Raw genomic sequence first — 15019 nt, forward strand, 5'->3', positions numbered from 1 at the left:
GGCCGAAGTATAAAGCATTGTGAATGGGTTAAGGGGTTTTATAAGCAAAAACACCACTGCGGTTGCAATGGTGTTTATCTCGTTATTCAGTCAGACGTGCGAAAGGCTATTTGGCGTCAGCGCGGCGCTTTCTTCCGGTAGGATTATTGACCACGTTGGTTTTGTCACCTTCGGTCACGACTTTACGTTGATTTGAGATTTTGTGGTCCAGTCCGAGAATATGACGGGCCTGACGGTTCGATTTCATTCTAACTCCTTAATCCTGTTACTGGTTTCAAGGGCGAGTCCGTATGAGAACGGACGAAATACAACCTGATAGAAAGCCGATGTTGAAAATAGCGGCTTTCTGGATGGTCGGTCATTTAAGCTGAAAGGTCAATGCTTAAGCGGCAAATGAGAACTATCCCGTATGTGCCATGCTTTTTCTCAGCCGTCCTATACTTGTAACTCCAACGACAACACAGGAGAACGGTAATGACTATCCATAAGAAAGGTCAGGCACACTGGGAAGGCGACATTAAGCACGGTAAAGGTACCGTATCGACCGAAAGTGGGGTGTTGAATCAGCAACCGTATGGGTTTAATACCCGATTTGAAGGGGCGAAAGGCACCAATCCTGAAGAGTTGATTGGCGCGGCGCATGCAGCCTGCTTCTCAATGGCGCTTTCGCTCATGCTGGGCGAAGCGGGTTTTACCCCAGATGCCATTGATACCACTGCCGATGTTTCTCTGGATAAAGTGGATGCCGGATTTGCTATCACCAAAGTCGCGCTACACAGTCAGGTGAGCGTCCCGGGGATAGATGCCGCCACGTTTGACGGCATCATCCAGAAAGCAAAAGCCGGCTGCCCGGTATCACAGGTACTGAACGCGGAAATCACGCTGGATTATCAGTTAAAATCGTAAAGATGGTGTGCCGGATGCGACGGGGTCTTATCCGGCACCAGATGTCTTTATTGCGCCACCCAGCCGCCATCCATATTCCACGCCACGCCACGCACCTGCGACGCCCCGTCTGAGCACAAAAATAGCGCAAGCTCACCCAACTGTTGCGGCGTGACGAATTCGCGCGACGGCTGTTTTTCCGCCAGCAGGGCGTCACGCGCAGCGTCAGGCTCAGCGCCTTCGGCAATACGTTTATCGATTTGCTGCTGGACCAACGGCGTAAGCACCCAACCGGGGCACAGCGCATTGCAGGTAATACCCGTCTGCGCGGTCTCCAGCGCAATGGTTTTGGTTAATCCCACCACGCCGTGCTTCGCCGCCACATAGGCGGATTTCTCTTTTGAGGCCACCAGGCCATGAACAGAAGCGATATTGATGATGCGTCCCCAGTTACGCGTACGCATGCCGGGAAGCGCCAGGCGCGTGGTGTGAAAGACAGAAGAGAGGTTAATGGCGATAATCGCGTTCCATTTATCAACCGGGAAGGTCTCCACCGGTGAAACATGCTGGATCCCGGCATTGTTGACCAGAATATCCACACCGCCAAATTCGCTATCGGCATAGCGCATCATGTCGGCAATTTGCGCTTCATTGCTCAGGTCCGCGCCATGATAGCCCGGCGTTTTGCCATACTGCGCAATGGCATCTTTGGCGGCTTCCACATCACCAAATCCGTTAAGGATCAGGGTAGCGCCCGCTTGCGCCAGCACCTGTGCGATGCCTAATCCAATACCGCTGGTAGAGCCGGTAACCAGAGCGGTTTTTCCCGTTAAGTTCATGATGATTCTCCTTAAACAATTCCGGTGGTGTAGAAGACGCCGATAACAAACAGCACGGCCAGGCTTTTAATTACGGTAATGGCGAATATCCCGCCGTACGCCTGACGATGGCTAAGACCGGTTATGGCCAGCAGGGTAATGACCGCACCGTTATGTGGCAGGGTATCCATACCACCACTGGCCATTGACGCCACGCGGTGGAAGACCTCGAGGGGAATATTGGCGGCATGGGCGGCGGCAATAAAAGTGTCAGACATGGCGGCGAGGGCAATACTCATCCCGCCAGACGCTGAACCGGTGATCCCGGCAAGCGTAGTGATGCTGATAGCCTCATTGAGCAGCGGGTCGGGAATGGCCGCCAGCGCTTTTGACAGCACGAGGAAACCTGGCAGGGCGGCGATCACTGCGCCAAAACCGTATTCTGATGCGGTGTTCATGGCTGCGAGGATCGCGCCGCCAACCGCCGTTCGGCTCCCTTCCGCCAGGCGACCTTTAATGTTGCGATAGCCGAAGAGCACCACCAGCAGGATCCCAGAAATCAGCGCCGCTTCTACCGCCCAGATAGCGGTGATTTTACCGACTTCGGTGGTAATCGGTTTGGCAAGGCCCGGAAGTTCCAGTTGATGCGTAGCGCCATACCATTGCGGGATCCAGTGGGTAAATAGTAGGTTAAAAACGCCAACCAGGATCAGCGGAGAGATAGCAATTATCGGGTTCGGCAGGTTAATGTTATCCGGCGTTTCCGGCTCGTTTAACAGTTCAGTGCCGTACCCTTCATTCTTTGCCTGCGCTTTACGACGCTGGCGCTCGAGATAAACCAGACCGACAACGATGATAAACAGAGAGCCGATCAAACCCAGCCAGGGCGCGGCCCAGGCGTTAGTTCCAAAGAAGCTGGTCGGAATAATGTTCTGGATCTGCGGCGTGCCTGGCAGAGCGTCCATGGTGAAGGAAAACGCGCCCAGCGCAACGGTGGCTGGGATCAGGCGCTTCGGAATATTACTCTGACGGAACAGCTCCGCCGCAAACGGATACACCGCAAATGCCACCACGAACAACGATACGCCGCCGTAGGTCAACAGTGCACACACCAGCACAATCACAGGGATGGCGTGACGACGCCCGAGAATGTTGATGGCGGCGGCAACGATGGAGCGAGAAAAACCCGATAACTCGATTAACTTGCCAAACACAGCGCCCAGTAAGAACACCGGGAAGTAAAGCTTCACAAAACCGACCATTTTTTCCATAAACAGGCCGGTGAAGGCAGGGCCGACGGCGCTGGGTTCAGTGAGCAATACAGCACCTAATGCCGCGATGGGGGCAAACAGGATGACGCTATATCCGCGATAGGCTGCCAGCATCAGCAGGCCCAACGCTGCCAGGGCGATTAATACACTCATCATGACTCCTCAATATCATTGTTATAGTGGGGGTACAGAAAGAGAAGTTACGGTTTCAGGGCAAAGCGCAGCTGATGCTCTCTGCGTTGCTGGATATATTCCTTGCGCGAATCATCCCAGCGATAAAATCCCTGACCGCTGCGCAAACCGGTATCACCGTTAGCAACCTTGTCAGCGACCAGAGACATCATGTCGCTCCCGGTTGCCAGCTCCGGTAGCAGATGCCGACAAATGTCCTGTACCGTAGAAAGTCCGGTCATATCCGCCGCCTCCAGCGGACCGACCATCGCATAGCGGCGACCGAGCGAGGCGCGCATTACCTGATCCACCACCTCTGCGCTGGCGATCCCGCTTTTTACGATATGCAACGCTTCACGCAGCAGAGCGAACTGCAGGCGATTACCGACAAACCCCGGCGCGGCGCGGTCGAGCACGACGGCTTCAAGCTGCATCGAAAGCAGCAGCTGTTGCAGTTCCTGCAGATATTCCGGCTTCGTGGCCGTGCCGGGTACAATCTCAACCAGTGGAATAAAATGCGGCGGGTGCCAGAAATGGGCGATTAACAACCGCTCAGGATGGGCGAGCTTTTCTGCCAGCGCATCCGGCGGCAGGCCGCTGGTGTTACTGGCAATGACGGCCTCAGGCGCGATCAGTGCTTCCAGTTGTGCATACAACGCGTGCTTGAGATCGAGTCGCTCCGGGATGGCTTCGATCAGTAACCCGCACGCGGCAATATCGTGCAGCGAGGCAGTACCATGCAGACGACTCACAGCCTGTTCTTTGTCGTTTTTAGGAAACTGTTCGGTGGCAATCAGTTCATCCAGAATACCGCTGGCAACTGCGCCAATGTCTGCAATACGGTTGCTATCGGTGTCGTACAGCCAGACATCGTGACCATAACGGACGAAGTGGGTGGCAATACCGACACCCATTAAACCCGCGCCCAGTACGCAGATATGCTTACTTTTCATGAGATACCTCCTGCGGGCGCTCAACCGCCAGCGCCACCCCCTGACCGCCGCCTACGCACAGCGTAGCCAGCCCTTTGGCGGCGTTACGGCGGGCCATTTCGTGCAGCAAAGTCACCAGAATTCGGCAACCTGACGCCCCAATGGGATGGCCCAGCGCAATCGCGCCGCCGTTTACGTTCACCCGATCGCTGTCCCAGTTCAGGGATTCGCCAACCGCCAGCGCTTGCGCGGCAAAGGCTTCGTTGGCTTCAATGAGATCGACATCATTCAACGTCCAGCCAGCTCGCTTCAGGCACTGAAGTGATGCCTCTACCGGCCCAATGCCCATAATCGCAGGGTCGACGCCGGAGACAGCGTAGCCCGCCACTCTGGCAAGAACCGGCAGATTGAGTTCTGCTGCTTTGGCGGCGCTCATCAACATCACCGCGGCGGCGCCATCGTTGATTGAAGAGGCATTCCCTGCGGTCACCGTGCCGTTACCTGGGCGAAACACTGGTTTGAGCTGCGCCAGCTTTTCAGCCTGCGTATCCGGACGAGGCTGTTCGTCATGATCCACGACACGCGGCGGTTTTTTGCCCTGCGGGACGCTGACTGGCGTGATTTCCGCGCTAAAACGACCGGCTTCAATGGCGGCGGCCGCTTTTTGCTGTGAGCGCAGGGCAAAGGCGTCCTGCTGCTCGCGACCGATCACGAACTTATCCGCCAGATTTTCCGCGGTAATCCCCATGTGATAGTCGTTAAACGCATCCCACAGACCGTCATGCACCACGCTGTCTTTCATGCTGGCATGACCGAGCCGCAGTCCCGCCCGGGCGCCGTCGAGGAAATAGGGCGCATTACTCATGCTCTCCTGCCCACCGGCAATCACAATTTGCGCATCGCCGCAGCGAATCGCCTGGACCGCCTGATGCACCGCCTTCATGCCCGAGCCGCACACCAGATTAAGGGTTAACGCGGGCGTGGTGACCGGCAGTCCTGCGCGTAACGCCGTTTGCCTGGCAGGGTTCTGGCCGCAGCCTGCCGTCAGAACCTGGCCGAAGATCACTTCATCAATTTGCTCAGGTGCCACGGCGGTTTTTCCCAGCAGCGAACGGATCACCACTGAACCTAGTTCAACCGCGGAAAGCGGCGCCAGCGCGCCATGAAAACTGCCAATTGGGGTGCGCGTTGCCGCGACAATAACAACATCCTGCATGGTCAGCTCCTCAGCTAAAGTGCATTTCGGGGACATTTTCGGGAACGATCAGCTTGCCGGCGGTTCTGGCGACTATCTCATCCACGCTGATACCCGGCGCTCGCTCGCGCAGAATGAACGCCCCATCGGCAATCTCCAGCAGCGCCAGATCGGTAAGCACGCGTTTAATACAGGCCACGCCGGTCAGCGGCAGGGTGCAGGCGGGAAGCAGCTTTGACTCGCCGCTTTTAGAGGCATGCGTCATCACCACGATGATGTTGTCGGCTCCGGCAACCAAATCCATCGCGCCGCCCATGCCTTTCACCATTTTTCCGGGGATCATCCATGAGGCGATATTGCCGTTAACATCCACTTCAAACGCGCCGAGCACCGTCAGGTCGACGTGACCGCCGCGGATCATGGCGAAGGATTGCGCCGAGTCGAAGATTGCCGCGCCTTTGCGCGCCGTCACGGTCTGTTTCCCGGCGTTGATCATGTCAGCATCAATTTCGTCTTCCGTGGGAAACGGGCCCATACCCAGCAAGCCGTTTTCCGATTGCAGCATTACGTCCATGCCTTCAGGAATGTAGTTGGCCACCAGAGTAGGAATACCAATCCCAAGGTTGACGTAATAACCGTCTCGCAGCTCGCGGGCGACACGCATCGCCATTTGTTCACGCGTTAACATGGTCAGGCTCCTTTCTGGCGCAGGGTGCGTTGTTCAATACGTTTTTCAAACTGCCCCTGGATAATGCGGTTAACGTAAATTCCGGGGGTGTGAATTGCGGCGGGGTCCAGCTCTCCAGGAGGGACAATTTCTTCAACTTCCACGACGGTAATACGCCCAGCGGCAGCCATCAGCGGATTAAAATTTTGTGCGGTGTGGCGATAAATAACGTTGCCGTACCAGTCGGCTTTCCAGCCTTTAACCAACGCAAAATCACCGGTTATCGCCTGCTCTAAGATGTAAGGGCGTCCGGCAAACTCGCGAACTTCTTTCCCTTGCGCGACCGGGGTTCCGTATCCGGTCGCGGTAAAGAATGCCGGGATCCCCGCGCCGCCCGCGCGCAACTGCTCAGCCAGCGTGCCTTGCGGCGTCAGGATAGCTTCCAGTTCACCGCTGAGAACCTGCTGCTCAAACAGGGCGTTTTCACCTACATAAGATGCGACCACTTTGCGTACCTGGCGCGTTTCCAGCAGAACGCCAAGGCCAAAACCATCCACGCCGCAGTTGTTTGACACAACCGTAAGCCCCTGAACCTCCCGACGGCGTACTTCGGCAATCAGGTTCTCAGGGATCCCACATAAGCCAAAACCGCCCGCCAGCAGCGTCATGTTATCGGTCAGTCCTTCCAGCGCCTCTTGATAGGTGGCAACCCGTTTATCCAGTCCAGCCATATACTTGCCCCTCCTGTTGTCCTTGCCGACATCATTGGGGGTGAAAAATGATTTGTTAATTTTAAATTTGTGACTCACTCATTGGGTTTTTTTATCAATTTAATGTTAATTAAAGGTATTCAACAAGTTAAAGGAATGAGAAATGGGAATGAGCATCAAACAGTTACGCGCGTTTTTAGCGGTAGCTCACACTCTGAATTTTGCTCATGCCAGTGAAAGACTGAATATGTCGCAACCCGCTTTAAGCCTGGCGATTAAAGGACTGGAGGATTCACTGGGCGGGGCGTTACTGTTGAGAACCACCCGCAAAGTGACCCTGACGCAGGAGGGAGAAACGCTGCTCAACATGGGGCGACAGCTGCTGGCGGACTGGGAGAATACGGAAGAGGCAATGCGCCAACGCTTTACGCTGCAGCGCGGGAAAATTTCTATTGCCGCCATGCCCTCATTCGCCGCTAACGTCCTGCCATCGGTACTGAAAACGTTTCGTGATTCCTACTCCGGGATCAACGTAACGGTACATGACGTCATTAACGAACAAGTGATTGAGATGGTCAGTGAAGGGCGGGTGGAGATGGGCATCGCCTTTGAGCCGGACTCTTCAGGGCATCTGCATTTCACCCCGCTCGGCGTGGATCGTTTTATCGCGATTGTTCCGCCGACATGCAAACTGGCGGGCCGGGATCGTATTGCGTGGCGCGAATTACTGACGCTGGATTTTATCACCCTGCAACGTCCTTCCGCCGTGCGCCTGATGCTGGAAGAACAGCTGGTGCAAAGTGGGCATACGCTGGAAGTGGCGCTGGAGAGCCATCAACTGGTGACGGTTGGTCGCCTGGTGGCGAGCGGACTGGGCGGCAGCGCCGTGCCCGCATTGTGCCGCACGCAAATGACAGAGCTGGGCGCAACCTGTATCGATCTGGATACGCCGGTGATCCAGCGTCGGATCGGCGTTTTGCGTTCGGCGCATCATAAGTTATCTACCGCTTCTGAAGTGCTGGTGGATTCCCTGAAAAAGGCGTATTGCACCTGACTCTCACGCAATACGCCAACCGTTCAGCTCATGCAACCGCCCGCCAGCAGCGAACTTCACCACCACTATCACTTTTCAGCAATGCCTGTTTCTTCTCACAGCCGCTGGTTGCCAGTGGGCACCTGTCACGGAAAAAACAACCCTGGGGCAGCGTTCGGTTCCCCGGTAGTTCGGTTTTCCGTAACACCAAATCCTCCGCCAGCGGTGCTCCCGTTTTAGGGACCGAATCCAGCAATAATCGCGTGTAGGGATGGGCGGGCTGCGTGAGTACCTGCTGCGCATCGCCCAGCTCAACAATTTGCCCGAGGTACATCACCGCCACGCGGTCGCTCATATGGCGGACCACCGACACGTTGTGCGAGATCAGCACGTAGGTCAGGTTTCTGCGCGCCTGCAATGACACCAGCAGATTGAGAATTTGCGCCTGCACGGAGATATCCAGCGCCGAAGTAGGTTCATCGAGCACAATCACGTCCGGCTCTGATGACAACGCCCGGGCGATGGCAATACGCTGGCGCTGTCCACCGGAAAACGCATGCGGCAGGCGGTCGAGATATTCAGGACGAATTCCCACTTGTCGCGCCAAATCTTCAGCAAGCATACGGCGCTCACGTTCTGCAGGACGTTTTTGGATCCACACCGGTTCGGTGATAATCCGCCATACCGGTAAGCGCGGATCCAGCGATGAAAGGGGATCCTGAAAGACCATTTGCATACCGGTATGCTGCTTGTCACCACGGCGCGCATAGTTGCCCTGACTGGGTTTCAGCATCCCCATCAGCAGTTGCGCCAGCGTACTTTTTCCACAACCGGACTCACCAACAATCCCCAGCGTTTCCCCCTGACGGATCTGTAAATCCAGACCATTGAGGGCATGCACCCGTTCCGTTACCTTGCCGAGCCAGTTTTTACGCGCAGGGAAGTTGACATGAACATTCTGCAGCGCCAGTAAAAAATCAGACATGTATTGTCTCCAGTTGCGGATACCAGCAGGCAGATTGTTGATCCCCGCCTCCCTGACTGCGTAACGCAGGTGTTTCTTCACAACGGGGGCCAGCGGCAAAGCAGCGCTCGCGAAACGCGCATCCCGTCGGTAAGCAGGTTAAGTTCGGCACGGTGCCGGGAATGGCGGGCAGCAATGCGCGCGGCTCGCCGTGTTCCGGCGCGCATTTCAGCAGACCAATGGAATAGGGATGCGTCGGGCGTTGAATAACGGTTTGCGTTGGGCCACTCTCAATCACGCTTCCGGCATACATGACGTACAACCGGTCGCATAACTGTGAAACCACCGCCATATCATGGCTGATAAATAACACGGCTGTCCCGCTGGCTCGCGCTTTTAACTTCAGCAAACGCAGCACCTGCAGTTGCACCGTGACGTCCAGAGCGGTGGTCGGTTCATCGGCAATAATAAGCTCCGGTTCACACGAAAAGGCCAGCGCTATCATTACGCGCTGGCGCATCCCGCCGGAAAGCTCAAACGGGAAACGCTTCATGACTTCCGCCGCGTCCGGGATTTGCATCTCCTGGAGTAAAGCGATAGCTTTCTGACGGGCATCCGTGCGGCTTAACGCCTGATGATGGCGGATAACTTCCACCATTTGCTGACCGATGCGTCGGGTCGGATTCAGCGCCGTCATGGGTTCCTGAAAGATCATCGCTACGCGTGCGCCGCGCCATTGGCGCATTTGCTTCTCGCTGGCATTGAGCACATCTTCCCCCAGCAGCGAAACGCGTCCCTGGTGGATATGATAACTGCCTTCCGGCAGCAGACGCATGGTGAGCATGGCCGTCACGGACTTACCGGAACCGGACTCACCAACCACCCCAACGATTTCTCCGCGGTTAATATGCAGCGATACATGGTTAAGCGCATGCACGTCAGCTTTATAGCCGGGAAAACTCAAATGCAAATCTTCGATTTCCAGCACGGGTTGTGTCATGACTGTTTTCCTCCGGCTTTCGGGTCAAGCAGATCGCGAATACCATCGCCAAAGAGATTAAAGCCCACGGCGGTAATCAGAATGGCGGCGCCGGGGAAAGCGCAATACCACCACTGATCAAGCACATAGTTACGGCCTATTGCGACCATCGCTCCCCATTCAGCGCTGGGTTGCTGTGCGCCCAGACCGATAAATCCGAGCGTAGCGGCCATCAGGATCGCACTGCCGATATCCAGCGACGCTTGCACAATTAGCGGGGGCAGAGAGTTACGTAAAATGTGCCAGCTAATCAGATGCCAGCGTGATGCGCCGTAGGTCCGCGCCGCCTGCACATAGGTAAACTGGCGCACTACTAACGTTTGACCGCGTGCGAGGCGTACATAAAACGGAATACGTACGATAGCAATCGCCAGCATGGCGTTAAACAGGCTTGGACCCAACGCGGCGGCCAGCGCCATCGTCAGCACCAGCGAGGGAATGGACAGCATAATGTCCATTATTCGCATAATAATTGCATCGGCGCGTCCGCCCATGACGCCAGACAAACAGCCCAGCAGCGAACCCAATCCCCCGGCGATACCCACCACGACCAGCCCCGCAACGACCGATTGTTGGCTACCCACCAGAACGCGGCTGAACAGATCGCGGCCGACTTCATCGGTACCAAACCAGTGAGCGGCTGACGGGGGCAGCAGGCGCGCACTCAAATTGATGGCATTAGGGTCGTGAGGGGTTATCCACGGCGACAGCACCATCAGCAGCAGTATCAACACAATGATGACCCCGCCAACCAGCGTCAGCGGGCTGCTTTTCATCATCCAGAACAGTTTAGCCCAGTCCGTGCGACGGCGTGTTGTCTGAGGCGCGGCTGGCGTTTCTTGTGTGAGCATCATTGTGCGTCTCCGCGTCCAATTCGTGGATCGATCCACAAGTAGAGTAAATCCACCACCAGGTTAACCAGCACATAGGCGAAAGAGACCACCACGGCAAATCCCATTACCGCCGGGAAGTCGAGCGCCTGAATCGACGTCACCACCCAGGCACCCATTCCCGGCCAGGCGAAGACCGTTTCAGTCAGCACCGCACCGTAGAGCAGATCGCCCAATGCCAGGCCGAGAACGGTTATCGAGGGGATAAGCGCATTTGGCAACGCGTAACACAGCACGATGTACCAGCCCGGCAACCCGCTGGCGCGAGCGGTGCGAATGTAATCTTCACTCAGTTGCTCCAGCATGGCGGAGCGAATCTGACGGGCAACGATCCCCAGGTGCACAAAGGCCAGCGTCAGTGATGGCAGGATCAGATGCTGAAGCGCATTGAAAAAGACTTCGCCATTGCCTTCCAGCAGTGCATCAATCAGATAGAACCCGGTGACGTGAGTTGGCGGATCCAGCCAGTCGTCTAAACGTCCACCGCCGGGTAAAATTTGCAGATGACCATAAAACAGCACGATAACCCCCAGCCCCAGCCAGAATGCTGGCGTGGAGATACCGGTGATCGCCATCAGACGAACGAGGTGATCAAGCCAGCGGTTGCGCCAGACCGCAGATAAAATGCCCAAAGGAATACCGATAACCAGCGCCAGCAACAAGGAGCAGAAAGCCAGCTCAAGGGTGGCCGGGAAGAAGATGCGCAGCTCATCCAGCACCGGACGTCCGGTGCGAATAGAGGTGCCTAAATCGCCGTGAAAAATGTCGCTGACATAGCGAAAAAACTGGACATACAGCGGCTGGTTCAGCCCCAACTGTTGGCGAATATTTTCGACAATTTCATCACTGGCGCGATCGCCTGCCAATAGCCGCGCGGGGTCGCCAGGTATCAGGTGCGAAATAATAAAAGTGATTACGCAAACACCGATAACCACCAGAATAAGTCCCCAGCATCGCTGGCGTAAAATGCTCCAGAACGTCATTAGCTTCCCCTTGCGGAGCCAGAGCGGCTCCGCATTAACGTGGCTTATTTACTCATGGTGGAGATATTGAAGACCTGTTCCAGCATGGGGTTGAATACAAATCCTTTGACGTCTTTGTTCATCGCCAACTGATAGTTTTTCTGGAATAAATAGACGTAGGCGGCTTCATCAATCACGATAGTTTGCGCCTGCTGGTAGTCATTGGTTCTGGCAACCTGATCGGTCGTGGCCAGCGCGCTACGCAGCAACTTATCGACCTCACCGTTTTCATAGAACGAACGGTTACCCGGCAAGCCTTTCTTATCTGACTCAAACCAGTAGTTCATAAACATGTACGGATCGGCGAAATCTGGGCTCCAATTGCCAATGGCAATGTCGTAATCTCCTTTGCCCACGCGGTCACGCATGGTGGCGTTCGCCAGTTTTTCCAGCTTCACCTTAATGCCCAGTTTGCCAAGGCTTGCCTGGGTCGCGAGCGCGATAGGTTCCCAGTTGGGGTCATTATCCGAGTACAGGAAGCTCAGGCTGTCAGGTTTGGAGGCAACTTTCTCCCACGCCGCTTTCGCTTTGGCTTCATCGAAACTGTACTGCATGGCCTTGTCGTCAAAACCCCACATGCCTTCAGGGATCGGACCCCGCATTTGCTTACCGTTGCCGCTCAGGATCCCGTTTACCATGCCTTTATAATCGGTGGCCCACGAGATAGCGCGGCGTAAATCCACCTGATTGAGCGGCGCTTTACTGTTATTCAGATACAGATAGGTCACGCGCAACGAGGGATAATCCGCCACGTTAACTTTGCCTTCCTGTTTTAAGGCGGCAAGCTGGTCAACCGGAAGCGCATCGGCAATGTCGATATCACCCCGCGACAATTGCAGACGGCGAGAGGCGCTTTCACCGATGATTTTTACCGAAACCCGCTTAAACGCCGGTTTTGCACCGGCATAATATGGGTTAGGAACCAGCACCAACTGCTGTCCCTTTTGCCAGCTTTTGAGCATGAAGGGACCGGAGCCTGCCGTATTCTGCGCCAGGAATCCGCGGGCATCGTCTGCGGAATGCTCTTTTAAGACGGCCGGGTTAATAATTGAAGCCCCGTCATTGGCCAGCGTATACAGGAACGGCGCAAATGGCTGGCTGAGGGTAAACTTCACCGTATTGTTATCGATAGCCTCAACCTTCAGATCTTTCGGGAACGCTTCTGCAGGCCCCTGGCCGATTTTGAGCAAGCGTTCAAAAGATTGCTTTACCGCATCAGCCGTCACCGGCGTTCCGTCGGCGAATTTGGCATCGTTTTTCAGGATAAACGTCCACTCTTTCTGGTCGTCAGAGGCCTTCCAGCCGCTGGCCAAATCGCCTTCAACTTCCGTGGAGCCTTTACCGCCATCCGTTTTGTACTGAACCAGCCGCTGATAAGAGGGATAGGTGACCGTCCAGTCGTTGTTATCGATGGTCACGGCGGGATCGAGCGTCTGCGGATCGGCAGCTTTGCCGATCACCAGCATATCTTTGGGAACGGCGGCCTGCGCAGCGGGCAGGGCAAACGCCAGCGCAACGGCTATCAGAGCGGGGCGAAAAAACGCTTTTAACGCAAGTGTAGTCTTCATAACCAGGCTCCAGAATTAAAGGGAATGTTGTGTTGTTATGGGTGTGACAGTGTAACAATCTATCTGATCGTCAAGCAGTGGATAGCGGGCGGCATCAGGTAATTCAAAATGCCACCACTCGCTGGTGATACCGACAAAACCGCCGCCAAACATAATGGCATTGAGCAGCAGGCGGTTGCGCTGCGCAGCCGGAGGAACAGAAGGGTGCCAGGCATGGGAACGGTCGTGCATCTCATCAAAGCCCGCGCCCATATCGAGAAGATTGCCACGATCGTCCATTAGCGTAACGTCAATGGCCGTCCCGCGGCTGTGATTGGATCCTATCGCCACATCAACAACATACTGAGGATCTGGACACGCATTCCACAGCACCGCCTGCGCCTGCTGCGGGCGATACGCGTCGTATACCACAAGTTTCAGGCCCGCCAGTTGCGCAATACTGATGCTTTTCGCCAGCGCAGTGACCGCCTCGGTGTGCAACAGGCAACGAGCTTCCCGGTAGATAGGGGCGCCGGTAATGTTGTCTGCCGTAGCGTATTTAAGATCGATATGCAGCGACGGGAATATCACCGACAGATCGACCAGTTCTGGGGTTTCTGACATAGCACGTTTCCTGTTTATTGTTCGAATTGACCAAATTGTTGTTGTAACTGGCGATTGGTTTGCAGGCGTTCTGCGAGGGAGTCACCCAGTTGTGCCACCACCGCAGAGAGTAATAAGTTGAACAGACAACTCACCGGAGCCAGTGAGTCCCAGAAATGTCCGGTGTCAGTTTTCACCTGAAGTAAGTCAATGGAATAGTCTCTGGCCCACGGGCACCACACATCGGTGATTAACGCCAGCGGAATGCAGCGTTCTGTGGCAACGCGGCAATATTGTCGCGAGATAGCGGAATAGGCGCGCATATCGGTGATCACCACGTAAGGCTGGGTGAATCCTGAATTCAGCGACTCGACCCAACTGCCGGAAAGACCTTCGGAGTAGCTGACTTTAGGCCGCAGGTATTCCAGGTGACTGAAAAAGGCGTTAGCGATCCCGCGGGTGGACTGGATCCCAAGGATATACACGGCTTCCGCATGCGCCAGCCGCTGCGCTATGCGTAAAAACGTTTCGCCTTGCGCGAGTTGATAGACATAGGTAATGGCGTCGATTTCCAGTAACAGCGACTGCTGCGCGCGATCTGGCAGGCTTTGTTGCTGGTGCCAGGAGTCCAGCCGCTCGTTCATCCCCCAGGGTTGATAGGCGACGACGGGTAGCTCCCGCAGGCTGGCTTTTGCATCTTCCAGATTGCGAAAGCCCAGTTTACGCAGATAGCGTCCAACGGTAATGCCGCTGGTTCCGGTCGCTTTAGCAATACCATCCGCGGTTTCAAAAGGGATCTGCACAGCATGGGCTAACAGCCACCCGGCCACGCGCTTTTCGCTGGGCGTCAGTTGGCTAAAGGTCTGCTCTATGCGGGTAAATAACTCCGGTTTCGCTGTCATTACCTTCTCGCTGTTAATTGTTTGTCAGAGTACGGTTCACTGTTAGCAAATTAACAATGCAGGACGCGTGCCATGTTGGTAACAGCGGCACGCTGACCATTTTTGTTAAAAATCAGCCCATATCCGTTAACTAATGATCAACATTTGTGCAGCGTAGTTCAGTTTTGGTGCAGCGACAGGGGAAGAGGGGTATGAATCTGCTGATTTCGTCGGAACGATCACATTGTGGCCACGTTTTACGCCCAGACATCAGAATCAGTAATGTGAAATATAAATTTCAGCCATATCAATGGTGGCAATCTTTATTCTTATGACGTTAGGGGTATTATTTTTTGCGAACTACATTAACGGTTTGAAGCGCAAGTGTAGA

At 55.3% G+C, this 15019-nt stretch carries 16 protein-coding genes; 2 read left to right on the forward strand and 14 right to left on the reverse strand.

Going from position 1 to position 15019, the window contains the following annotated elements:
- Positions 1-106: 106 nt before the first annotated feature.
- Positions 107-247 carry a stationary-phase-induced ribosome-associated protein gene (gene sra / locus OGW44_RS02410; RefSeq protein ID WP_016153103.1) on the reverse strand — a complete coding sequence of 47 codons (141 nt, stop codon included), beginning with the start codon at positions 245-247 and terminating at the stop codon, positions 107-109.
- Positions 248-474: 227 nt separating this feature from the next.
- On the opposite strand from sra, the gene OGW44_RS02415 reads away from it, so the two are divergent.
- On the forward strand, positions 475-906 hold the full coding sequence (locus tag OGW44_RS02415) for an OsmC family protein (protein WP_016156542.1): 432 nt from the start codon (positions 475-477) through the stop codon (positions 904-906).
- 47 nt (positions 907-953) lie between these two features.
- On the opposite strand, the gene OGW44_RS02420 is transcribed toward OGW44_RS02415, so the two are convergent.
- The 6 genes from OGW44_RS02420 to OGW44_RS02445 are packed head-to-tail and all read right to left on the reverse strand — an operon-like array spanning position 954 to position 6670.
- Positions 954-1724 (reverse strand): 3-hydroxybutyrate dehydrogenase, encoded by a 771-nt coding sequence (locus tag OGW44_RS02420; protein ID WP_065554443.1) that lies wholly within the window; start codon positions 1722-1724, stop codon positions 954-956.
- Between the two features lie 11 nt (positions 1725-1735).
- Positions 1736-3130 (reverse strand): GntP family permease, encoded by a 1395-nt coding sequence (locus OGW44_RS02425; RefSeq protein ID WP_196615732.1) that lies wholly within the window; start codon positions 3128-3130, stop codon positions 1736-1738.
- Positions 3131-3174: 44 nt separating this feature from the next.
- The gene (locus OGW44_RS02430; protein ID WP_185654612.1) at positions 3175-4098 is read right to left on the reverse strand and encodes a 3-hydroxyacyl-CoA dehydrogenase family protein; all 924 of its coding nucleotides are present in this window, start codon (positions 4096-4098) and stop codon (positions 3175-3177) included.
- On the reverse strand, positions 4088-5293 hold the full coding sequence (locus tag OGW44_RS02435; protein ID WP_185654611.1) for an acetyl-CoA C-acetyltransferase: 1206 nt from the start codon (positions 5291-5293) through the stop codon (positions 4088-4090). The genes OGW44_RS02430 and OGW44_RS02435 overlap by 11 nt, the downstream gene beginning before the upstream one ends.
- Before the next feature lie 10 nt (positions 5294-5303).
- The gene (locus tag OGW44_RS02440) at positions 5304-5960 is read right to left on the reverse strand and encodes a CoA transferase subunit B (RefSeq protein WP_016153097.1); all 657 of its coding nucleotides are present in this window, start codon (positions 5958-5960) and stop codon (positions 5304-5306) included.
- Between the two features lie 2 nt (positions 5961-5962).
- Positions 5963-6670 carry a CoA transferase subunit A gene (locus tag OGW44_RS02445; protein WP_016153096.1) on the reverse strand — a complete coding sequence of 236 codons (708 nt, stop codon included), beginning with the start codon at positions 6668-6670 and terminating at the stop codon, positions 5963-5965.
- Between the two features lie 142 nt (positions 6671-6812).
- Here OGW44_RS02445 and OGW44_RS02450 point away from each other — a divergent pair, with 142 nt between their 5' ends.
- Positions 6813-7703 carry a LysR family transcriptional regulator gene (locus tag OGW44_RS02450; RefSeq protein ID WP_016153095.1) on the forward strand — a complete coding sequence of 297 codons (891 nt, stop codon included), beginning with the start codon at positions 6813-6815 and terminating at the stop codon, positions 7701-7703.
- Positions 7704-7731: 28 nt separating this feature from the next.
- Here OGW44_RS02450 and OGW44_RS02455 read toward each other — a convergent pair whose 3' ends face one another.
- From OGW44_RS02455 to OGW44_RS02485, 7 genes are read right to left on the reverse strand one after another with little or no spacing between them, the layout of a single operon-like run.
- The gene (locus tag OGW44_RS02455) at positions 7732-8667 is read right to left on the reverse strand and encodes an ABC transporter ATP-binding protein (RefSeq protein WP_016156538.1); all 936 of its coding nucleotides are present in this window, start codon (positions 8665-8667) and stop codon (positions 7732-7734) included.
- On the reverse strand, positions 8660-9646 hold the full coding sequence (locus tag OGW44_RS02460) for an ABC transporter ATP-binding protein (protein WP_101700661.1): 987 nt from the start codon (positions 9644-9646) through the stop codon (positions 8660-8662). The genes OGW44_RS02455 and OGW44_RS02460 overlap by 8 nt, the downstream gene beginning before the upstream one ends.
- Positions 9643-10539, reverse strand: coding sequence for a D,D-dipeptide ABC transporter permease (gene ddpC / locus OGW44_RS02465; RefSeq protein ID WP_016156536.1), 897 nt, complete (start codon positions 10537-10539; stop codon positions 9643-9645). The genes OGW44_RS02460 and ddpC overlap by 4 nt, the downstream gene beginning before the upstream one ends.
- The gene (locus OGW44_RS02470; RefSeq protein WP_016153091.1) at positions 10536-11558 is read right to left on the reverse strand and encodes an ABC transporter permease; all 1023 of its coding nucleotides are present in this window, start codon (positions 11556-11558) and stop codon (positions 10536-10538) included. Before OGW44_RS02470 ends, ddpC begins: the two co-directional genes overlap by 4 nt.
- A 44-nt stretch (positions 11559-11602) precedes the next feature.
- Positions 11603-13165 carry an ABC transporter substrate-binding protein gene (locus OGW44_RS02475; RefSeq protein WP_185654610.1) on the reverse strand — a complete coding sequence of 521 codons (1563 nt, stop codon included), beginning with the start codon at positions 13163-13165 and terminating at the stop codon, positions 11603-11605.
- A 15-nt stretch (positions 13166-13180) separates the two neighbouring features.
- Positions 13181-13768, reverse strand: a complete 588-nt coding sequence (gene ddpX, locus OGW44_RS02480) for a D-alanyl-D-alanine dipeptidase (protein WP_016156534.1) — start codon at positions 13766-13768, stop codon at positions 13181-13183.
- Between the two features lie 14 nt (positions 13769-13782).
- Positions 13783-14649 (reverse strand): MurR/RpiR family transcriptional regulator, encoded by an 867-nt coding sequence (locus tag OGW44_RS02485; protein WP_016156533.1) that lies wholly within the window; start codon positions 14647-14649, stop codon positions 13783-13785.
- Positions 14650-15019 lie beyond the last annotated feature (370 nt).

Origin of the sequence: Citrobacter sp. Cb023 (assembly GCF_030336805.1) — a bacterium.
GTDB lineage: Bacteria > Pseudomonadota > Gammaproteobacteria > Enterobacterales > Enterobacteriaceae > Citrobacter > Citrobacter braakii.